The 20,293-nt window shown below is 55.0% G+C and carries 16 protein-coding genes; 5 read left to right on the top strand and 11 right to left on the bottom strand.

Annotation, left to right across the window (positions count from 1 at the left end; translation table 11 throughout):
* Complete coding sequence (aroA, locus tag ABHF33_RS12840; protein ID WP_348944320.1) at positions 1-1,302, top strand: 3-phosphoshikimate 1-carboxyvinyltransferase; 1,302 nt, start codon at positions 1-3, stop codon at positions 1,300-1,302.
* Between the two features lie 121 nt (positions 1,303-1,423).
* Here the strand turns inward: aroA and ABHF33_RS12835 are convergent, their stop codons facing one another.
* The gene (locus ABHF33_RS12835) at positions 1,424-1,924 is read right to left on the bottom strand and encodes a hypothetical protein (protein WP_348944319.1); all 501 of its coding nucleotides are present in this window, start codon (positions 1,922-1,924) and stop codon (positions 1,424-1,426) included.
* A 383-nt stretch (positions 1,925-2,307) separates the two neighbouring features.
* Here ABHF33_RS12835 and ABHF33_RS12830 point away from each other — a divergent pair, with 383 nt between their 5' ends.
* Complete coding sequence (locus ABHF33_RS12830) at positions 2,308-4,071, top strand: glycoside hydrolase family 19 protein (RefSeq protein WP_348944318.1); 1,764 nt, start codon at positions 2,308-2,310, stop codon at positions 4,069-4,071.
* A 135-nt stretch (positions 4,072-4,206) separates the two neighbouring features.
* Positions 4,207-5,859 (top strand): methyl-accepting chemotaxis protein, encoded by a 1,653-nt coding sequence (locus ABHF33_RS12825; protein WP_348944317.1) that lies wholly within the window; start codon positions 4,207-4,209, stop codon positions 5,857-5,859.
* Here the strand turns inward: ABHF33_RS12825 and ABHF33_RS12820 are convergent.
* Positions 5,856-6,740 (bottom strand): DMT family transporter, encoded by an 885-nt coding sequence (locus ABHF33_RS12820; RefSeq protein ID WP_348944316.1) that lies wholly within the window; start codon positions 6,738-6,740, stop codon positions 5,856-5,858. The genes ABHF33_RS12825 and ABHF33_RS12820 overlap by 4 nt on opposite strands.
* Before the next feature lie 144 nt (positions 6,741-6,884).
* On the opposite strand from ABHF33_RS12820, the gene ABHF33_RS12815 reads away from it, so the two are divergent.
* Positions 6,885-7,667 (top strand): AraC family transcriptional regulator, encoded by a 783-nt coding sequence (locus ABHF33_RS12815; RefSeq protein WP_348944315.1) that lies wholly within the window; start codon positions 6,885-6,887, stop codon positions 7,665-7,667.
* Positions 7,668-7,726: 59 nt separating this feature from the next.
* Here ABHF33_RS12815 and nagZ read toward each other — a convergent pair whose 3' ends face one another.
* From nagZ to ABHF33_RS12775, 8 genes are all read right to left on the bottom strand, one after another.
* Positions 7,727-9,292, bottom strand: coding sequence for a beta-N-acetylhexosaminidase (gene nagZ, locus ABHF33_RS12810; protein ID WP_348944314.1), 1,566 nt, complete (start codon positions 9,290-9,292; stop codon positions 7,727-7,729).
* Between the two features lie 70 nt (positions 9,293-9,362).
* Positions 9,363-10,046: a hypothetical protein gene (locus tag ABHF33_RS12805; RefSeq protein ID WP_348944313.1), complete on the bottom strand. Its 684-nt coding sequence runs from the start codon at positions 10,044-10,046 to the stop codon at positions 9,363-9,365.
* 59 nt (positions 10,047-10,105) lie between these two features.
* The gene (gene gltX / locus ABHF33_RS12800; RefSeq protein WP_348944312.1) at positions 10,106-11,494 is read right to left on the bottom strand and encodes a glutamate--tRNA ligase; all 1,389 of its coding nucleotides are present in this window, start codon (positions 11,492-11,494) and stop codon (positions 10,106-10,108) included.
* A 138-nt stretch (positions 11,495-11,632) separates the two neighbouring features.
* Positions 11,633-13,090 carry a membrane-bound lytic murein transglycosylase MltF gene (gene mltF, locus ABHF33_RS12795; protein WP_348944311.1) on the bottom strand — a complete coding sequence of 486 codons (1,458 nt, stop codon included), beginning with the start codon at positions 13,088-13,090 and terminating at the stop codon, positions 11,633-11,635.
* Positions 13,091-13,355: 265 nt separating this feature from the next.
* Positions 13,356-14,243, bottom strand: a complete 888-nt coding sequence (locus ABHF33_RS12790) for an ankyrin repeat domain-containing protein (protein ID WP_348944310.1) — start codon at positions 14,241-14,243, stop codon at positions 13,356-13,358.
* Positions 14,244-14,363: 120 nt separating this feature from the next.
* Positions 14,364-14,612, bottom strand: a complete 249-nt coding sequence (locus ABHF33_RS12785) for a hypothetical protein (protein WP_348944309.1) — start codon at positions 14,610-14,612, stop codon at positions 14,364-14,366.
* On the bottom strand, positions 14,613-15,434 hold the full coding sequence (gene pabC, locus ABHF33_RS12780) for an aminodeoxychorismate lyase (RefSeq protein ID WP_348944308.1): 822 nt from the start codon (positions 15,432-15,434) through the stop codon (positions 14,613-14,615).
* A complete protein-coding gene (locus tag ABHF33_RS12775) occupies positions 15,431-16,813 on the bottom strand; it encodes an aminodeoxychorismate synthase component I (protein ID WP_348944307.1) in 1,383 nt (460 codons plus the stop codon). The genes pabC and ABHF33_RS12775 overlap by 4 nt, the downstream gene beginning before the upstream one ends.
* Before the next feature lie 103 nt (positions 16,814-16,916).
* Here ABHF33_RS12775 and ABHF33_RS12770 point away from each other — a divergent pair, with 103 nt between their 5' ends.
* The gene (locus ABHF33_RS12770) at positions 16,917-17,444 is read left to right on the top strand and encodes a lipocalin family protein (RefSeq protein WP_348944306.1); all 528 of its coding nucleotides are present in this window, start codon (positions 16,917-16,919) and stop codon (positions 17,442-17,444) included.
* A gap of 351 nt (positions 17,445-17,795) precedes the next feature.
* Here the strand turns inward: ABHF33_RS12770 and ABHF33_RS12765 are convergent, their stop codons facing one another.
* Complete coding sequence (locus tag ABHF33_RS12765) at positions 17,796-20,207, bottom strand: DUF1631 family protein (protein ID WP_348944305.1); 2,412 nt, start codon at positions 20,205-20,207, stop codon at positions 17,796-17,798.
* Positions 20,208-20,293: the final 86 nt, after the last annotated feature.

Here is a 20,293-nt window from a genome sequence, read left to right as displayed (position 1 = left end):
ATGGAATTTTTAGACCTCGCCCCGATCGCCAAAGTCGCTGGCACTGTTGCACTGCCCGGCTCAAAAAGTATTTCTAACCGCACGCTGTTACTGGCTGCATTATGCGCGGGTCAAACCACGGTGCGTGGCCTGTTGGCGTCGGACGATACACAACGCATGCTTGAAGCGCTCGCGACACTCGGCGTCAAAGTTGAGCAGATCGGCGACAGCCGCGATTTTATCGTGCATGGCTGCGCGGGTAATTTTCCGAATAAAGAGGCCGATCTGTTTCTGGGCAATGCCGGTACGGCTTTCCGCCCACTCACTGCAGCGCTGGCGCTATCGAACGGCAGCTATCATCTGCACGGCGTGGCACGCATGCATGAGCGCCCGATTGGCGATCTGGTCGATGCACTGCGTCAGGCGGGCTGCCAGATTGATTATCTGGGCAATGAAGGTTTCCCGCCGCTGCAAATCAAGCCGGGCGTGGTAGCTGCAGACAAGGTGCAAGTCAAAGGCAATGTATCCAGCCAGTTTCTGACCGGCCTCTTGATGGCCTTGCCACTCTCTAATCGTGATATGACGATTGAAGTGGTTGGTGAGCTGATCTCCAAACCGTATATCGAAATCACGCTCAATTTGATGGCCAAGTTTGGTCTGAAAGTCGAGAAAAAGAGCTGGAACGAATTCTTTATCCCTGCGGGCCAAGTGTACCAATCACCGGGCGAGATTTTCGTTGAAGGCGATGCATCCAGCGCGTCTTACTTCCTTGCCGCTGGCGCGATTGGCGCGATGAATGGTGCCGCAGTTCGCGTCACCGGCGTTGGCAGCGAATCAATCCAAGGCGACAAACGCTTTGCCGAAACACTGGAACAAATGGGCGCGCAAATCACCTGGGGACCAAACTGGATTGAGGCAGCTCGCCCAAGCAATGGTCAGCTGCAAGCCATCGACGTTGACCTGAATCACATCCCGGATGCGGCGATGACCATTGCGATTGCCGCGCTGTTTACCAACGGCAAAACGACCATTCGTAATATTGAAAGCTGGCGGGTAAAAGAAACCGATCGCCTCTCCGCAATGGCGACCGAATTGCGCAAAGTAGGCGCGATGGTCGAGGAAGGTCAGGACTGGATTTCGGTGACGCCACCTGAGCAGTTGATCGCTAACGCCGAAATCGACACCTACGACGATCATCGCATGGCAATGTGCTTCTCACTGGTGGCACTGGGCGGCGTGCCGGTGCGGATTAATGATCCGAAATGCACGGCCAAAACTTTCCCGACTTACTTTGAAGAACTCTCGCGCATCAACAAGGCCTGAGTGATCGAATAGACCGGGCTGCCTAGCGGCTGCCCGGCATTGCGCACAATGATAACTAGACCGCCCCTGCTTGAAACTCTTTAAGTTAGCTTAAAAAGTCGAGTAGTCAGGGCGGCTTGGCTTATTTTGCCCGCGCTGTATGGCGTGACTTCGCTACTTTTCCGGCTTTTCCTGCTTTGCCGGATTTCACCGCCCCCGCCCTCGGCCGCTTCTGGCTGGATTTTTTCAGATTACGCTGCTTACTCACGGTGTTCACGCGGGACTTTTTGGCCTTGGCGGACGATACGGCTCTGATTTTGCCTTTTTTCCCTTTTTGCACGCTTTGCGTACGGGCCTTTTTGCTGCTCACTGTTTTGCCACGCTTCACGGTTTGAGCCGTTTTCTTGTATCTGGTTTTTTTGTACTTGCCGACCTTAGCCGTCTTGGCTTTGGGCGCAGATTGTACATTCGTACGTTGCGAGCTGGTCGTATTTTGCGAGCTGGCAGCAGGCACACGCTTGGCAATTGGTGGCGCGGCGTCAGGGCTATCAAATGGCAACGGGGCATCTTCAGCCCACACTGTGCTGGTTGCTAATACCACTGAGCTCACAAAAACGACCATACTTCGCAAAAAATTCTGCATCCCGATTCAACCTTTTTCATCATCAAAACTGCGCCACACATTATACCCCGCCCTGCCAGCGTCAAATGGATATTTAAACATTAGAAAACGCTTAAAAACAGAGTAAAAAGAAGAAAAAAGTCAGACAAAAGAAAGAATATTTACAATTAAATCAAAGCTTTCTTTCCCTAAAAATTATTTGTCATAAATACGTGATTTCCCTAGCTTGTAGTGATTGACGCCCAGACTACGAATGGTAGGATTACGGAAATCCTTTAATACCAGTTTCAGGATTCAAGACAACCACTGAGACCGTTTAGCTATCAGTGGACATAAAAGTGCCAGCGGCGTTAATGGGGAAAGCGCAGCTCTTGACCGGCCAAAATCCTCGATGGAGTGGGACTATGAATACCAAGTTTCAAATCTCGGCTTTGGTGGCAGCTTTATGTCTGAGCGCAGGCGTATGGGCCGCAGACTGGAATGCCTCATCTGTTTATCTGGCTAACGACGTCGTTACTTATCAGGGTAAAGATTACAAAGCCAAATGGTGGACCACCGGCGAAGCGCCAGGTGCCAGCCAGTGGGGCCCGTGGCAATTGCTTGGCGCTAGCGGTGCTACCCCTGCACCAACAGTCAAACCAACAACAGCGCCGACCGCAGCACCTACTGTCGCTCCTACCATCACGCCAACAGTGGCTCCAACAGTAGCACCAACTGCCAAGCCGACTGCAACGCCAGTGGTGACTGCAGCACCGACGGCGACACCTACAGCCAAACCAAGCGCGACGCCCGTGGTGACCGCCGCTCCAACAACAGCACCGACACCGACTCCTACACCAAACGTCACCACCACACCAGGTTCTGGCCTGCCAAAATGTGATACCGCATGGAATGCAGGCAGCTCGTACGCTGGCGGCGCGAAAGTCAGCTTTAACGCAGTCAACTACACGGCCAAATGGTGGGCCAATGCCGGTGCCGAGCCAGGCAAAGACGGCGCATGGAATGCAGCAGGTGCTTGTGACTCAGCAGGCATGACCACCCCACCTCCGGGCGGTGGCGGCAGCACGGGTGGCGTACCGACCAAAGCCGAAGCTGATGCCTACGCAGCGACGCTGACCAATAGCGATATTTTCCGTAAAGTGAAAGCTTCGGTTCGCACCATGCCAAACTCGGTGGTTGAAGCCGTCGCCCCTGGCCTGATGACGAATCCAAGCAACGTGAAACGCGTTGAAGCGATCTTGCCAAAAGCGAAGTGGGATTACTACTTCTCCAAAGCTCACCCAAGCTACACCTACACCCGCTTCCTGCAAGCTACAGCCAAGTTCCCAGCGTTCTGTGGTGACTACACCGACGGTCGCAATGCCGACGAAATCTGCCGCCGCTCATTGGCTGCTTCTTTTGCCCACTTCGCCCAAGAAACTGGTGGTCATAGCGTTGAGCAATACGGCAACCCGGAATGGCTGCAAGCTTTGGTGCATGTACGTGAAATGGGTTGTACCGACTCAGGCACCAATTGCGGTTATAACGGCGAATGTGCTGACCCGGTATTTAACAAAGTCTGGACTTGCGGCACCGACGCGAAAGGCGGCTACCTGAAATACTTCGGTCGTGGCGCGAAACAGTTGTCTTACAACTACAACTACGGCCCATTTAGCCAGGCGATGTTCGATGGCGACCAATCTGTGTTGCTGAAAAACCCAGACTTGGTAGCTGAAAGTTGGTTGAACCTCGCGTCAGCGGTGTTCTTCTTCGTTTACCCACAGCCACCAAAACCCTCAATGCTGCACGTAATTGACGGCACTTGGGTACCGAACGAGTTTGATAAATCGCGTCAATTGGGTAACGACTTCCCAACGACGATCCAGATTATCAATGCTGAATGCCAAGACACGCCAACCAAACCGGCTGCGCAAAACCGCATCAACTACTACACCGAGTTTTCGCGTGATCTGGGTTGGGACATCAACAAAGAATCGATGAAATGCTCAGGCATGGGTCGCTTCGATGGTGGCTCGTCTGCAGCATTTAACATCTACTGGGAAAAAGACTGGAAAGTGGGCGGCGACAACAAGTGTCAACTCGTCAGCTACCAGACGCCATACAATGCGCTGATCGACGGCCAATACACCAAGTGTGTGGAAGCTAACTGGGGTATTACTCTGAAGTAATTATCCAGTCTGATCTGCAAAGACATACGCCACATGGGTAACCATGTGGCGTTTTTTTTGCGCGGGAAGGTCAAGCTTGTGATGCCCGACGAATAACATACAATAAGTAAGAAATCAGCCCACCCGGAATCTGTCATGACTTTCATTCAAGGCCTCAATATCAGACTCAAATTGCAGAGCGCCTTTCTGCTAGTCTCGCTGCTCACCATCGCCGTTTTCACCACGCAATCCATCCTCAGCGCCAGGCAGCACGCACTGGCTACCGTCAACGCCAAGCTGGAAACCGCCGCGCGCGCTTATATTCATATCATCGGCAGCCAGTATCACGACCGGCTGCCAGCACGCGATCAGGTTGATCTGCGCGAAAAGCGCCGCGAAGCCGAAAGACTGACGCAGGCCGCACGGCAGATGGGCGTGAATTACCTTTATTCGTTTATTGTGCGTGAACAGCAGGTAATCTATACCACCGCGTCGCTGTCCGACGAGCAATTGCGCGACCCAACGGTTGATTTCTACCTTAAGCCCAGCGATGTACCGGAAACCGATCCGGCCACCCGGCTGGCCAAACAAAGTGGGCAGGCACAGTACAGTGAAAACGATAGCCCGGAATATGGCTTTTTGCGCTCCATCCTGCTGCCGGTGACCAGCCCGAGTGGCGAGGTGTATGTCGTCGGCGTGGATGTTGACGCCAATGTTGTACGTCAGGAAGTAAACGCCGCCATGTGGGCCGCCGCCGCCACCGGCCTGGTGATGCTGATCGTTGCAATTGTAGTCTCGCTGCTGCTGGGCAATATGATTGCGCAACCGCTACGCCGCCTGCGCGATATGATGCACTCGCTGACCACCGGCCAGGGCGATCTGACCATACAGTTGCCTGTGCAATCGGCCGACGAAATCGGCCAGATTGCCACGCACGTCAACACCTTTATGAGCCAGCTCAGGCAGATGTTTTTAACGGTCCACAATGAAACGGTCAAACTGACCAGCGGCGTCCACACCATTGACCAGATGACCCAGCGCCTGAGTCACGACGCCCAGCAGCAAAGTGAAATGGCCACCGCCACTGCGGCCACCATCGAAGAAATTACCGTCAGCATCAATCACATCGCCCAGAATACACAGGACGCGGAAAACGTCGTGCAAAACACCGGCCGACAATCGCAGGCCGCCGCCGAATCGGTCATCAATGCGGCCAATGAGGTCAACGATATTGCCCGGCAGGTGAGCCAGCTCTCTGCGGCGATGGACGAGCTGGAGCAACATTCGGTGCAGATCAGCAGCATTGTCAGCGTCATCAAGGAAATCGCCGATCAGACCAATCTGCTGGCGCTCAATGCGGCGATTGAAGCGGCGCGCGCTGGCGAGCAAGGCCGGGGTTTTGCCATTGTCGCCGATGAAGTGCGCAAACTGGCCGAACGCTCGGGCCAAGCGGCGGTGGAAATCAGCGCCAAAATCGGCGCGATGCGCGAGCAATCGCACCGCGCCAGCCATGATATGGGCAATACGCACGACGCCGTGCACAATAGCGTACACAAGGCGCAGCAAGCCGCTAGTGACATCAGCCAGATCGAGCAACAAATGCAGGAAGTTGTGGCGCGAATTCAGGATATTGCCGAAGCCACGCACGAACAATCGAGCGCCACCACCGATATGGCCAAATCAGCCGAGCGCATCAGCAACATGGCGCAGGATGGCAATCAATCACTGCAGGCCGCGCGCGATGTGATCGGCAATCTGAACCAGCTGGCCGAACAATTGCGGCAGATGATCGGGCGCTTCAAGCTCTAAGCCGCTTGCCGCCGCAACAGCCACCCTCTGCCCTGCGCCAGCACGACGCCGAACAGAATCAGGCCACCGCCCAGCCAGTGATAGGCATGAATGGTTTCACCCAGCACCAGCGAGGCAATCAGGGCGGTAAATAGCGGCAGCATATTCATGAAAATCGCCGCCTGCTCGCTGCCCAGTTGCTGCACGCCGATCATCCAGCAATACGCCGCCAACACGGATGAGGCTATCCCGGCAAACAAAACCAGCCCGATTGCGGAGGGCACAATGGCCAGACTGTGCGCGCTGGCCGCCACCGGAATCAACATCAGCACACCGAGCAAAACCTGCACATATAAAATCAGCCACGGCGCAAAAGGCAGCGCCCAGCGGCGCAGCAAAATCCCATACAGCGCGTAAGCGCTTGAGCCGACCAGCATCAGCGCATCGCCACGATTAACCCCATTGGCCAGTAAGCTCGCCGGATGCCCCTGCCCGAGCAAATACAGCACGCCCGCCAGCGAAACCAGCACACCGAGCACCGCCGCTGGCGCAGGTTTGAAATTGAAGAGCAGGCTATTGAGCAGCACACCCAGCAGCGGAATCAGCGCACAAATCACGCCCATATTGGTCGCGCTGGTGCTGTGCGCGGCAAAATAAGCCAGGCACTGATACAACACCATGCCCAGCAAAGCCAGCACCGCAAATTTGGCTAGATAAGGCCGAAGCTGCGGCCATTGCCGCCGCAATTGCGGCGCCATCACCGGGCTGAGCACCAGTGCGGCAATCAGCCAGCGATACAGCGAAATCGCTGCCGGATCGATCACCGCTGCGGCCGCCTTGGACACCACGGTATTGGCCGCCCAGATCAGCACGGCCAGTACAGGAAAAAGCCAGTTCATCATGGCCTCCGGGGAGTAAATTCGACACTAGCAGTGTATCGCCGTCCGATTCGATGCTTATAATGCAAAGCAGACAAATCAATCACGAAATCCGGACAGATTGCTGCAGGCAGTTTGAGCAAACCTTTTCTCCCGACTGGAGCCCCGATGAACGTTCCCTACAGCGCGCAGGACGCACAGCTGCCCGAACCGGCACCACTGTATTTTCGCTACGAACAAGTTGACGCGCACACCGGCTATGCGCCGCACCGCCATCCGTGGGGGCAACTGAACCGGATCAATCTGGGGCTACTGGAAATCAGCGCGGGCGAGCTTAATCTGGTTGCGCCGGCCGATTACATCGTCTGGGTGCCGGCGGAGCTCGCGCACGCAGCCTATATCCGGCAGGCGCTGGCCTACACCTCGGCCTATGTCAGCGAAACATGGGCGCAGCGTCTGCCCGATTACGCTTGCCTGATTGCACAAACGCCGCTAATCCGTGCGCTGTTTGACGATTTTGCCGCGCGGCAAATCCACGCATGCAGCGATGGCGAGCAAACGCAAGCGCGTTTATTGCTTGAATTGCTGCTCGCCGCCGACCATCAGCGCTGCTATCTACCTGAAACTGAGCACAAACAATTGCGCCCGATTCTGGACGCACTGCGGCGCAATCCGGGCGACACGACGACGCTAACGCAATGGGCGGCGCAAGTGCACACCACCGAGCGCACTCTGGCGCGGCACTTCCAGCGCGAGATGGGGCTCAGCTTTGTGCAATGGCGCAACCGCCTGCGCCTCTTGCACGCGCAAGCCGCGCTCAAAGACGGCGGCAGCATTCAGGATATTGCGTGGCAGCTGGGCTATGGCAACCCGTCGGCGTTTATCGCGATGTTTCGCCAACACACCGGCGTATCGCCCGAACGGTATCGCCGTCAATTGAAGAGCAGCTAAATACACCCATGGGTATAAGCACAGAGATCAATGCTAAATTAAGCTTCAGCCATATACCCTTAATTACCCAGCAAATACTTCATCATCAATTGCAAGACCGGCGGGCGGTTGCTGCACGCGGCTAGGCGCGCACGCGCTTTGGGTACCAGGTCAAAATCATAGGGGTTGCGACCGGCGATCAAAGTTAGTTTGGTCGGATCAATCGCAGCAATCAGCTCGCTCTGGCGCGCAAAACGCGTTGCGTTATAGCTCTGGAACACCACTTGCGGCGCGGCATTGGCCGCCGCGAGCACCGCCGCAAAATCAGCCTCGCCCACTTGGGGCGGAATGATCATTTCGGTCACCGCCAGACCTGCCGCCTGCAAGAGCGGCAGTAAAGTGCCGCGCGCGCTGATCGACGCGCCCAACGCCACTTCATCAATTTCGGTGCGGGCCAGCACTTCGACCGTCACCAGCAATACCGGCTGTGTGCAATCGAGCGGCGCGCCCTGATGGCGAATCGCCAGTGACTGCACCTGTCTGGCCAGCGCCATTGCACTCTCGGCCTGCAGGTTTTGCGGCACAACTGGTAAATCACGCCAGTGCTGCATGGCTCGGGCATACTTCATCTGGGTAATTCTTTCAGCGGCAGCCTGCACCTGCTCCAGCGGTAAATACCCCTGCTCAAGCGCATCAACAATCGCCTGCACCGCCTCGCGCTGGCGGTCGAGCCGGTGCGAAACCAGTGCAATATCCGCGCCCGCCCGAATCGCCAGCACCGCGCCTTGCGCCGTACCGGCTCCGCCTTTGGCCACGTCGGAAATCGCGTCCATTTCCAGGCAATCGGTGACAATCACGCCGCTAAAACCCAGCTCCTCGCGCAACAGGCCACTCAGCACTTTGCGCGACAAAGTGGCGGGCGTGGCGGTATCGGACTCAATCGCCGGAAAAACCACATGCGCCGTCATAATCGCATCAACGCCAGCGGCAATCGCCGCCTTGAACGGTGCGAGTTCAACCGCGTCGAGCCGCGATTTATCGTGAGCAATCACCGGCAAGGCATAGTGCGAATCGCTGGCCGTATCGCCGTGCCCCGGAAAATGCTTGGCCGTCGCCGCAATCCCCGCCGCCTGAATACCGCGCATCGCCGCCAGACCATACACGGTAACGGTGGGCGAATTTTCGCCAAACGAACGCACGCCAATCACCGGATTATTACGGTTATTGTTGATGTCCAGACTGGGCGCGAAATTGATATTGATGCCCATCTGGCGCAGTTCATCCGCGCCAATGCGGTGCAACTCTTCACAGTCTGCTGGGCTGCAACCGGCCACCGCGTGCGAGGCATAGCCCGACGCGTAGGCCATTGCGGAGGGCAACGGCGTGACGCCCTCTTCAATCCGCATCACCATCCCGCCTTCCTGATCAATGCCGATCAGCAGCGGAATATCCGAGACTTCGGCGTTGATTTCCTGCAAGCGACGACACAGCGCCGCCACCTGCGCGGGCGATTCGATATTGCGGCGAAACAGAATCACCCCGCCCACACGCTGCTCGCGAATCAGTTGCTCGATATGGGCATTGGGAACAAAACCATCGAAACCAACCATCACAAGCTGGCCGATCTGCGCCTTCAAATTACTCATTTATATTTCTTTTGAATTTAGATATCAAAATAGAGAAAAGCATACCAATATAGCAAAGTCATATTTTACTTCATTCACATAATATACTTCTCAAGTCTTTCAAATACACATCAAAGCCCGACAATTCATTCTGACGGACCCAGCCTAGAGCACATAAAATCGACCATGAGAAAAATTGACGCTTCCGGCCCTCAGTTCTGCCACTATCAAGATCAAAACAAATCCCATTAGGGAGCGCGGGATAAGATAAATTTAAATGGCGAAATATAGCTTCATTCTGTGGCGATAATTTTCTATTCACTTCGCCAAAATGATTATACTGATTTCTTCCTGCATAAATAATTAGTCCAACTGGCAAATCTGCAACTAAACGCCCACAACAAAACTTCTTTGGAAAACTAAACCTATCACCGTTCAACTTAGATGACTTCCCTAGCTTCTTTAGTTCACCAGATTTAATATAAGCATTAACTGTTCTTTCAATATCAACAACAATGCCAGCTTTTTCGCAATTAAATGGGGGATATGTTTCAATTGCAGCATGTGCAATTTGCAAAATTGAACCTGCAATGACCTCCCGAGACAAATCAATACTAAAAAGCATTTCTTTATGACTTCGCAACTCAGTGATATTCTCTGAATTGACGCAATCAACAAATGATCTCATCCACGAATTCTGATACTGATCTAATACCTGAAATAAGCTTTCTGCTGCAACCTTAGTCCCTTGCAAATATTCAAGAGCGGTTTCCATATAGAAGGATGCCTATTATGAAAAAAAGAAAGGTGGATTATTCAATCCACCTCGAAAAATTATGCCGTCAAACGACGCAATACTTCTTCGCGGCCAATCAAGGCCAGCACCGCATCGACCGATGGCGTGTTGGTAATGCCGCAGACTTTGGCGCGCAATGGCATGCCCACTTGTGGCATTTTGACGCCCTGCTCTTTAACGAAGTCTTTGATGAAGGCACCAATCGTCGCTGCATCCCAGCTCTCCAACTTCGCCGCTTCTGCTGCAAACACTTTCAGGCGCTCTTCCGATTCCGGATCAAGGTGCTTTTCGACGATCTCGGCGCTTGGCGTCAGTGGCTGGTAGAAATACTCAGCCTGATCGGCCATTTCAACCAGAGTCTGGCAACGATCTTTCAGCAAAGCGCACACATCGGCCAGCGCTGGGCCGCCCTCAGTTTTTACGCCTTTATCAGCCAAGAAACCGGCCACGCGTGCCGCAAGGCGCGCTGGATCTGCGGCCTTGATGTATTGCGAATTGGTCCACAGCAATTTATCGCGATCCATGCGGCTTGGGCTGCCGCTGACGTCTTTCAGGTCGAACCATTCAACAAATTGTTCCAGCGAGAAAATCTCATCATCGCCATGACCCCAACCCAGACGCGCCAGATAATTGAGTAGCGCTTCAGGCAGGAAACCTTGGGTGTCGTAATCCACCACCGATACCGCATCGCGGCGTTTGGAGAGCTTCACACCCTGATCGTTGTTAATCATTGGCAGGTGGGCAAATACCGGCACCGGCACGCCCATCGCTTCGTAAATCACGATCTGGCGTGGCGTGTTATTCACATGGTCGTCACCGCGAATCACATGGCTAATGCGCATGTCGGCATCGTCGACCACCACACAGAAGTTATACGTTGGTGTGCCATCAGGGCGCGCGATGATTAGGTCGTCGAGTTCGTTATGGCTGATTTCGATGCGGCCTTTAACCTGATCTTCCCACACCACCGAGCCACCGATTGGCGTTTTGAAACGCACGACGGGTTTGATATCAGCCGGAATCGCTGGCAAGGTTTTGCCTTCTTCCGGGCGCCAGGTGCGATCGTAACGCGGTTTTTCGCCACGGCTTTCAGCCGCTGCACGTTGCGCTTCGAGCTCTTCCTTGCTGCAATAGCAGTAGTAAGCAGTGCCATTGGCGAGCAATTGCGCGATGACTTCTTTGTAACGTTCCATGCGTTGCATTTGGTAGAACGGGCCTTCGTCGTAGCCCATATTCACCCAGTGCATTCCATCCAGAATCGCCGCAACTGATTCAGGCGTCGAGCGCTCCAGATCAGTGTCTTCAATCCGCAAGATAAATTGGCCGCCATGTTTCTTGGCGTAGGCCCAGGAAAACAGCGCGGTGCGAACGCCGCCAATGTGCAGCAAACCAGTAGGTGAAGGGGCGAAGCGGGTACGAACAGTCATCGAGCAAATCCGGCTAAATAGCGAAAGCGCCATTGTACCGTAAATGCCTGAAAACGCAGACCATCCAGCAAAAACGGCAAATACATAGGCCATGTATTTGCCGCTAGAGTAGAACAAAATTGGGCCGGCGGAATATACCTACCAGGCAGCTGCCAGCTTCTCAACCGCCATTGGGTTGAGCACACTATTGATTTCCAGCTGCAGATTTTCCGGATTATGCACAATCACTGAATCGGACGTCATTGGCAGCACCGTTTTGCTCGGCGGCTGAAAGCGCGCCAGAATGTCGTAATACGATTGCAGGCTTTCAACAAAAATCACCGGCTCGCCACCGCGGGCGTAGCCATATTTGAGCGTGCTGAAGTATTCGGGCTTGCGCAGCAAAGGCAGCACCGATTTCACATCGGCCCAGCTGTTCGGATCTTTTTTCATCCGCACCGCCAAAGTACGCGCGTCGATCAGATGGCCCATGCCAACGTTGTACGCGGCCAGCGCCAGCCAGGTGCGATCAGGCTCGGGGGCGCGATCAGCCAGCGTGTCTTTTAGTAGCTGGATATATTTGGCACCGCCGATAATGCTCTGGTATGGATTGGTGCGATCTACATTCATGCGCTGCGCCGTTTCATTGGTCAGCATCATCATGCCGCGCACGCCAGTGGGCGAAACGGCTTCTGGATTCCAGTGCGACTCCTGATACGACAGCGCTGCAATCAGCCGCCAATCGAGCCCGGTGCGCTGCTCGGCTTCCTGAAACCACTCTTTATAACGTGGCAAAGTCGATTGAATGCGCCCCAGATAAGCCAGCGCATCGAGCTGGTCAACGCGGTTCACATGGCCGTAGTAGCGGTCGAGCAAACGACGCAGCGAGCCATCGGCCACCTGTTGCTGGAAAAAAGCGCCAATCAGGATTTGCAGCTGGATATCGTTGTCCGGCATGGCCCAAGCCAGCTGCTGCTGGCTGGAAATCACGCTGGAAGTGGCGATATTCGGGTAGTAGTTTTGCGCGACTTCGGCGGCGTGCGAGTCAACCAGTGCAAATTCAAGCTTGCCTTGCGAGACCTGCTCGATCAGCGACTCGCTATCGCCATTGTCAACCACCTGCCAGCTCAACGCTGGCGAAGCCTGCTGCAATTTGTGCAATGCCGAAACATATTGCGGCAAGGTATTAAGCGTCGATAGGCCTTCCTTAAGCGCCTTCAGTGCAGTGGCTTCGCTGGTTTTGGCCGAGAAAACCAGCCGCGCATCCACATCCTGATAGCTAGCACCGTAAATCAGGCCAGCCACATCATCGCGCGGGCCGCCCACGGCCAGATGCGCCTCGCGACGCTTCAGACGGGCCAGCATCTCGGTGTAGTTGCTGCTCACCAGAAATCTGACTTTCAGATTGTTGCGCTGGGCAAATTGCGTGATCAGATCGTATTCCAGACCTGCGTAATCACCGGCGGCATTCACATACAAAGCCGTCGGGCCATTTTGCACCAGCACCACCAGTTCTTTGGTTTCTGCCCACGGCAATACCTGCTGTGCGCGGGTCTGATCCGACTCGCCACAAGCAAATAATAAGAGCGTAGAAAGCGCGACCAAAAATCTCTTCATGCCGACCTAGTGTTTTGTAAGAATGGGCGCATTGTGCCTGCATCTCATTGAAACTACAAACAAAAAATGCTTTTTCGGCATCAGAATTGTCTAATATTTAAGCAAAAATACCAGCAAAACCACCATAAATAGACAGCAAAAGGAAAGAATTTAAGTAGAAAATACTTTCAAAGAATAAAATAAAAAGCAGCAAAATAAGCACTCTGCCGACCCAGTAAAAAACCCCTGTACAAGCAGGGGTTTTTTACTGGGCAAGATCCTGATCTCAGTTTAAATAGGCGATCAAACGCTCGGCTCCGGGCTTGTGGCGCAAAATGTCTTCGGCTGTTCTTTGCTGATGATCTCGTAAGCTTTTGTCAGCGTGATAGGCGGTCAATAATTCCAGGATACGTCCTGATCCCGCTTCGGCCGCATAGTGTAATGTTGACCAACCTTTCGCGTCTTGCAGGTTCACTTGGGCCCCCAATTGCAGTAAACACCCCGCCGCAGCGACCCTGTTTCGCCTCGCGGCGTACATCAACGGACTCATGCCATCGATGTCCTGCACATCGATTTTTGCGCCATAGCGGTGCAATTCTTCGATGCTACTCACCAAATCCTGCGCTGCCAACCAGTGCAGCGGACGGCAGGCAAATTCATCGGCCACCTCGAGCGAGGCCCGCGCCCTGAGCAGGGTCAGAATCAGCTCGCGATGTCCGTAACGGCAAGCCCACCAGAGCATCGACAGTCCGTCACTATCGAGCCTGTCAATCGGGATACCCGATGCCAGCGCATCGCTGATCAGCGCCAAATTGCCGACCTTGGCCGCTTCCATGAGCGTGGGGGCGTCAAAAACACGCTGATCGGCACGCAACTCCTCGGTACCCAGATCATTTTCGGTCCAGATTTCGCTGCGTTCATTTTGTGGGAAAAGATGGTTATGTCGGTTTTGAACAATGAACAGTTCGTGCATGACTTCGGGCTCAAAGCCCTGCCGGCCACCCCGGCGATCAAAAAACAAATCGTTCAAAAAAATATTGAGTGCTGGCGTTCCCCAGCTATTGAGCAGCCTTTCGGCCAGATGCGGGTATTTTTCCGCCAGATGCAAGGGCAAATCGGTGGGTCCGAGCAGTTCGAGCAAACGTTGAGCGACATTATCCGTATCTGTAGTCATAGCCATCTCCACCCCCTTTCAGAAGGTTTCAGTGTAGATACGCACCCGTATGCTTCAAGCCCGGATTGCATCACGACAATCCAGACGGCAGCACCAGCGGCGCAAAGCCGCCAGTACGCCTTATTTTTTGCTACAGAATCGCTGGTAATCTCCCTGCACGGCTTTCTGCCGCGCCTTCATTTTTTCAATGTCGTAGGATTTGTTGCTGCCGCCGCCAAGACGACGGGTGATCAGGCTGTCTTCTTTTTGCAGCTTGGCGCAGCGCTCAGCTTCCAGCCGGGCCAGCTTGGCCGGATCGGGTTGATAATATTGCTCGGCACTCACCGCAGCTGCCAGTAGTAGCATGGCCATTCCAAGACCGATTTTCATCTATTCATCCTTCATTGCAAATAATGTAGTGCGCAAATCACGCTGCAGCGCCGACACCGGCCAGCGCCAGTCATCAAGCGCCACCACCGGCAGCAGGCCAGCGAGACTATTACATACCCACAGCGCCGTAGCTGTGGATAATTGTTCGCGTCTAATTTGACATACTGCCGTTGGTATACCCAGCCGAGCCGCTGCCAGCAAAGTCATATCACGACATACCCCTGCCACGCCGGACTCGGATAAATCCGGCGTACACAGCACACCATCGATCAGCACCAGCACATTGCTCATCACACCTTCGATCAGATGGTCGTCGCGATCAAACATCAGCCCGTCAAAAATACCTGGGTCAGACCATTCTCGCCGCGCGAGGATATTTTCTAGTCGATTCAGATGCTTGATCCCCGCCAGCGCGGGTTGCCAACTGGCTCGGGTTGAACTTGTTCTGAGCGTCACGCCCTGCGTCGCTAAATCGGGTGAGTACGCCGGCAATGGTGCAATCTGCACGATGCGATTGGGCGGTAAATCAGCGGGCGCGACATAGCCGCGCGCCGTTTCGCCGCGCGTCACCATGATTTTCAGCGTGTGATTGTTGGGTTTGAGCTGCTCAATATCAGCCAGCAAAGTCGCCTCGCTCGGCGCGACGATGCCGATTTGTGCGCAATCGCGCGCGAGCTTGGCGTAATGCCGCGCCCACCAGATCGGCTCGCCATTCATCACTTTAATGGTGCGAAACACCCCGTCGCCAAATTGCAAGCCACGGTCGGCCAGATTGATCGTCTCGGCGGGCTGACCATTGACGAGTTTGGTGACGACACTCATGCCAATTGGTCTCCCAAGGCGCGCAGCAGGCCACGCGCTTTATGCCGCGTTTCTTGCAATTCGCGTTCGGGATCTGAGTCAGCCACAATCCCAGCGCCAGCGCGGAAATACAGCTGCGATCCTTGCTGCACAAAAGTGCGAATTAGAATATTGGTATCCATACTGCCATCACGGTTGATGTAGCCCAGCGAGCCGGTGTAGGCCAGCCGCGCTCGATCTTCCAGCTCGCGGATAATCTGCATGCAGCGCACTTTCGGGCAGCCGGTAATCGTCCCGCCGGGGAATAGTGCTCGCAGCACATCGGCGGCGTTGATACCCTCACGGGTATGCGCCCGGATATTAGATTCAATATGGTGTACAAAGGCATACGTCTCAACGGCCATCAGCTCGTCGACTTTCACCGTGCCGGGCACGGCAATGCGCCCCAGATCGTTGCGCTCCAGATCGACCAGCATAATATGCTCGGCTCGCTCTTTGGGCGTATTGAGCAAGCGCTCTTTGAGCGCGGCGTCCTCCACCGGATCGAGCGAGCGGGCAAACGTCCCAGCAATCGGGCGGGTTTGCACCACGCCATCGCGCACACTCACCAGTCGTTCGGGCGAGCTGCTGACAATCTGGCCGACGTCATCGCCTAAATTGAGGTAAGCCGAAAACGGTGCCGGGTTGGCGGCACGCAGATGAGCAAACACATCGAGCGGAGACAATTCGACTCCAGGGGCTTGCGACAGCGTCACATCCCAGCCGCGCGACAAATTCACCTGAAACACGTCGCCGTCATAAATGTACTGTTTCGCGCGCTCAGCGCCCACGAGAAAAGCCTGTGGCTCATCTTCGGAAATTTCGGCGATTTTCAAGGCAGCTGGCGACCAGGCCACATCGGCGCTCACCAAAGCTTGCAGTTTCGCCAGTTGTTCGGCGGTTTCGGCGATCAGCGTGGCTTGCTGAGTTTCACGTTGCAACAACACCGCTGCTGGGCAACGAATTAAAGCCGCCAGCGGAAAATCACGGATTGCACCAGTGACCTGCGTCGCCGCAGTGTGATCAAAGCGTTGCGGCACCGTGGGCTCGAAAGTTTCCAGTAGCTCATAACCGGCATACAGCAACCAGCCGCCATGGAAGGGAAATTCAACCGGACTCGGCACATCGCTGGAGACAGATTCAAGCGAAACTGACTCAACAGGCAGCGCGGCCAAGTCAGCAACAAAGGTGGCACCTTCATCGGCACGATAGATGCGCTGGGTTTGCGGCAAGGCAAATAAAATATCCCAGCCTTGCGTGCGGGCAGATTGCAGCAAGCTAGGAAAAACCTGCGGCTGCGTCGCAGCGAGCGCAATCAAGTCGGGAACAAAATCGAGAGTCGAGGTAAGATACTTAGGCATTTGCGCATTGTAATGGCAATCGGGTGCAAACACGATATGGCTTGATCCCGCAGCTTGCGGGCCTGGATTGATTCATGCTTGGACATAAAAGGACGATCAATTAATGCTCAAAACAATCACTGTATGCAGCGCACTGCTCATCAGCAGCGCCAGCTGGGCGGCTGATGCGCCACCTGCAGCACCGGTACGCACCGTGGCGGAAGTCGACCTGAACCGCTATCTGGGGCAATGGTACGAAATCGCCAAATTTGCTATGTATTTCCAGCGTAATTGCGTGGCCGATACCACGGCCAATTACAGCAAAAATCCCGATGGCAGCATTAAAGTCGTCAATCGCTGCCGCAAGGAGTCGGGCGAATTTGATCAAGCCGAAGGCAAGGCCACCGTTGTGGACAACACGCAAAACTCGCAATTGAAAGTGAGCTTTTTCTGGCCGTTTAAATCGGACTACTGGATTATCGGGCTAGATAGTGACTATCAATGGGCGGTGGTGGGTAATCCTGAGCGCAAGTATCTGTGGATTTTGTCGCGCACACCCAAACTGCCCGAGAGCGCCTTGCAAGCAGCACAAAAAGCCGCAATTGATCAGGGCTATGATTTGCGCCAGCTTGATTACACCCGGCAGCAATAAGGCAATGTTCTTAATTTGTGTTGATCGTTTTTAGCGCCTTCGGCGCGATGTTTTACGGTCGCAATCAGCGACGAGGACTCACTTTCTTTGGGATTTTATATATTTGGTTCCCAAAGAAAGTAAGCATCGAGCGGCGCCCCCGCCTGCGGCCCTCCGGGCTTCCCTCGGTCGGTCGAGAGCCAAACGGTAAAGCTGTTTGTCTCGCTCCACTCCCTCGGCGATGGGCGACAGGGGATTTCAAGCCCTAGACCCACCAGCGGGGCTCGGATCAACAGGTATTGAGAACATACCAGCAACAGGAAGGTATAGCGCTACAAGCCATACTGCAATTAGCCTACAGCGAAATACCCATCAGGCAGTCTGAGCATCCATGATGTCAGCCGAATTGAGCAGCGATTCCATCGCCCGCTCAAACAGCAAGGCCTGCTCCAGCCAGCGTGCGCGCCCGCTCTGCAGCAGACGCTTGAAGACGCTGACGCTAATCACCGATGGCGCGGCATCTTCTTCCAGTTTGAGCATCAGCCGCGTTTCATTCGGGCTCATCCAGCACAGGCGTGCCGGGCGCAATTCGCCGGTTAGGTTCACTTCAATCGGCACACCGCTGCGCAGCCGTTCAAACAGAACCTCATTACTCATTGGCGCAGCAGTATCGTCATGCAGCGCGGCTGCGCCTGGCTGCGCCAGCTCGGCTTCCACCTGGCGATCAATAAAGCCAATTTCAACTTTCAATTCGCTAATGGCCCGATCGAGCAGCACCGGGTTGATTTCATCCAGCTCTGCCAGCTGGCTGGCATCGGGGTCGGCCGCGACGGCACCGATAAACTCGGCCAGCTGCGCGCGCAGCATTTCCATGCTGGGCACTTCGATCTGGCTGGCCGCCAAACCGGCAATCGCCGTGCGGTGTGCATCGATCATATAGCTTTTGAATTGCTGCTGCTGGGCGGCGTCCCAAGGGGTGAATTTCAGCCCTTCGTTCAGCACGGCAATCAGGCGCGGAATCATGCCCAGCAATTGCTGGCGATCAGCGCGCTCGGCTTTGGGCGCAATGCTCCAGATCAGCTCGGGCACAAATATGCGAAAACGTAACGCTTGCACCTGATCCTGGCGCTCGGCGCACTCAATCGCGTACGGCCAGGTATTGATGAAAAAATCATGCAACAGATCATCGAGCGTGAATTCGGCGAGCGCCTGCGCCGTCTGCGCGGTAATCCGGGCAAAGCGCAGGGTGCGACTTTCGGCGTTTTCCATCGCTTGCGAGGCCAGCTCGGATTGCTCGTCGGCGGCGCGCAGCTCGCGTGCGATAAAGCGATCCAGCTCGTCGAGCATGCGGGAAAACAGCGCGGCACTTTCTTCCTCTTCTTGCAACAAGGCTTCGATAATCCGGCGAATTTCCGCCGTTACGCGCTCGGCCTTGGGGTCCAGCTGTTGCAAACCCTGAGCGATGGAGCCGATGCGGTTCACCAGCATGCGCGCAGGATGATGTTTTTGTGAAAACAACGCCGGGTCTTGCAGCGCGGTTTTGAGCACTATCCATTGCAAACGGCCGAGCTGGGCGCGAATCTCGGCCGGCACCTGGCCATCGCGCAGAATAAACTCGAACAGCATGCCGACAATATCGACAATCATCTGCTCGTTGATGTCGTTGCTGGCGGCATTGAGCTCAGCCCTTTGCTCCAGAATCAGATTACGCACTTGGCCGCGCTCATCAAGCTGAACGCCCTGCAGATGTGCCTGACTCATCAGATCAATCGATTGCGACAAACCTTGGCTGAGCACTTGCGGCTGAATCTGTACGCTGGCCTGACCGCGAAACAGCTGGCGAATCGCCGACCCGACCTGTTTGACCGTGCCCAGCCAGCCCGCCTGTGCTGCAGCGTTGGGGGCGGCTAATCCGGCGGACTCTTCAGCATCCCAGGCTTCATCACTCCCCTGAGCGGCTTGCTGGCGAATCAGGGCGGACCACTGCCCTAGTCGCCCAAGCGGATGAATAACTTCGTTGGCTGGCGCTGCGGCCATTGCAGCGCTGGTGTCGATGTAGTCGCTGTGCGCCTGTGCCGAATTCTGGATTTCCTCCATCGGATCGGCCGCCATATGCCGCAGCGTGCTCGGGTCGGGCAATTGTCTGACCCGCAATTGCAGCTGCGCTGCGATGCCGTGCTGCGCCAGTAGCTGATTTAAAGACTGATAAATGCCGATCACATGCTTCTGCAATTGCTCAGCCAGCGTTTCGCACAATACTTCGTGCAATTCGGGCTCGATATTCAAGCGCTCGGCGGCCATGCTCAGGCAGCGCGACATCAGATAAGGCCGGAAAGGGTTTTCCCGCTCGTTGATATCGTCCTGATCAAACAGAATGGCCATGCGGATATTCAGATCACGCAATTGCTCTTCAGCCGCATTTCTGAGTCTGGCGGTCAACTCGTCGATTTTCAGCTCACCGTCAAATTCGCTGGCGTCAACCAGCGACAGACTGTCGGCGGAGAAAGATTCGCTAAATGAGGGGCGGAAAGTGCTGTAGGCGGTTTGGTAGCTACGATTGAGCAGCCTGTCCATGCCATCGGCCAGCTCTTGCAGCCAGCCCTGCTCGCGGGTCATCAGCGCGGCACGGGCGTCGAGCATCTGCCTTTGTTCGCTCAGGCTGGCCGCGCGGTCGGCGCGCAGAAACAGCGTATCTGCACTGTGTGAAACCAGTTTTGGCAATACAGCATTAAAAGCGCGTAAAAACGCCCCACGTGTCGCCGTGAGCAAGTCATTCCGATCCATAACCATCCAATTTTGCGCAAAGTTCGGCTCACATCATTTAAGCAGATATGGCGAACTTGTTTCTATTTTTAGTGGAACATATTGTA

The sequence above is a fragment of the Chitinibacter sp. FCG-7 genome (assembly GCF_040047665.1).
Classification (GTDB): Bacteria; Pseudomonadota; Gammaproteobacteria; order Burkholderiales; family Chitinibacteraceae; genus Chitinibacter; species Chitinibacter mangrovi.
The sequence above is the reverse complement of the archived record's forward strand: the minus strand, read 5'-3'. Positions and strand labels throughout refer to the sequence as shown.

Bases quoted from the DNA above. Each gene is read 5' to 3' on its own strand.
- aroA (WP_348944320.1), top strand. From the start codon at position 1: ATGGAATTTTTAGACCTCGCCCCGATCGCCAAAGTCGCTGGCACTGTT.
- ABHF33_RS12835 (WP_348944319.1), bottom strand. From the start codon at position 1,924: ATGCAGAATTTTTTGCGAAGTATGGTCGTTTTTGTGAGCTCAGTGGTA.
- ABHF33_RS12830 (WP_348944318.1), top strand. From the start codon at position 2,308: ATGAATACCAAGTTTCAAATCTCGGCTTTGGTGGCAGCTTTATGTCTG.
- ABHF33_RS12825 (WP_348944317.1), top strand. From the start codon at position 4,207: ATGACTTTCATTCAAGGCCTCAATATCAGACTCAAATTGCAGAGCGCC.
- ABHF33_RS12820 (WP_348944316.1), bottom strand. From the start codon at position 6,740: ATGATGAACTGGCTTTTTCCTGTACTGGCCGTGCTGATCTGGGCGGCC.
- ABHF33_RS12815 (WP_348944315.1), top strand. From the start codon at position 6,885: ATGAACGTTCCCTACAGCGCGCAGGACGCACAGCTGCCCGAACCGGCA.
- nagZ (WP_348944314.1), bottom strand. From the start codon at position 9,292: ATGAGTAATTTGAAGGCGCAGATCGGCCAGCTTGTGATGGTTGGTTTC.
- ABHF33_RS12805 (WP_348944313.1), bottom strand. From the start codon at position 10,046: ATGGAAACCGCTCTTGAATATTTGCAAGGGACTAAGGTTGCAGCAGAA.
- gltX (WP_348944312.1), bottom strand. From the start codon at position 11,494: ATGACTGTTCGTACCCGCTTCGCCCCTTCACCTACTGGTTTGCTGCAC.
- mltF (WP_348944311.1), bottom strand. From the start codon at position 13,090: ATGAAGAGATTTTTGGTCGCGCTTTCTACGCTCTTATTATTTGCTTGT.
- ABHF33_RS12790 (WP_348944310.1), bottom strand. From the start codon at position 14,243: ATGACTACAGATACGGATAATGTCGCTCAACGTTTGCTCGAACTGCTC.
- ABHF33_RS12785 (WP_348944309.1), bottom strand. From the start codon at position 14,612: ATGAAAATCGGTCTTGGAATGGCCATGCTACTACTGGCAGCTGCGGTG.
- pabC (WP_348944308.1), bottom strand. From the start codon at position 15,434: ATGAGTGTCGTCACCAAACTCGTCAATGGTCAGCCCGCCGAGACGATC.
- ABHF33_RS12775 (WP_348944307.1), bottom strand. From the start codon at position 16,813: ATGCCTAAGTATCTTACCTCGACTCTCGATTTTGTTCCCGACTTGATT.
- ABHF33_RS12770 (WP_348944306.1), top strand. From the start codon at position 16,917: ATGCTCAAAACAATCACTGTATGCAGCGCACTGCTCATCAGCAGCGCC.
- ABHF33_RS12765 (WP_348944305.1), bottom strand. From the start codon at position 20,207: ATGGATCGGAATGACTTGCTCACGGCGACACGTGGGGCGTTTTTACGC.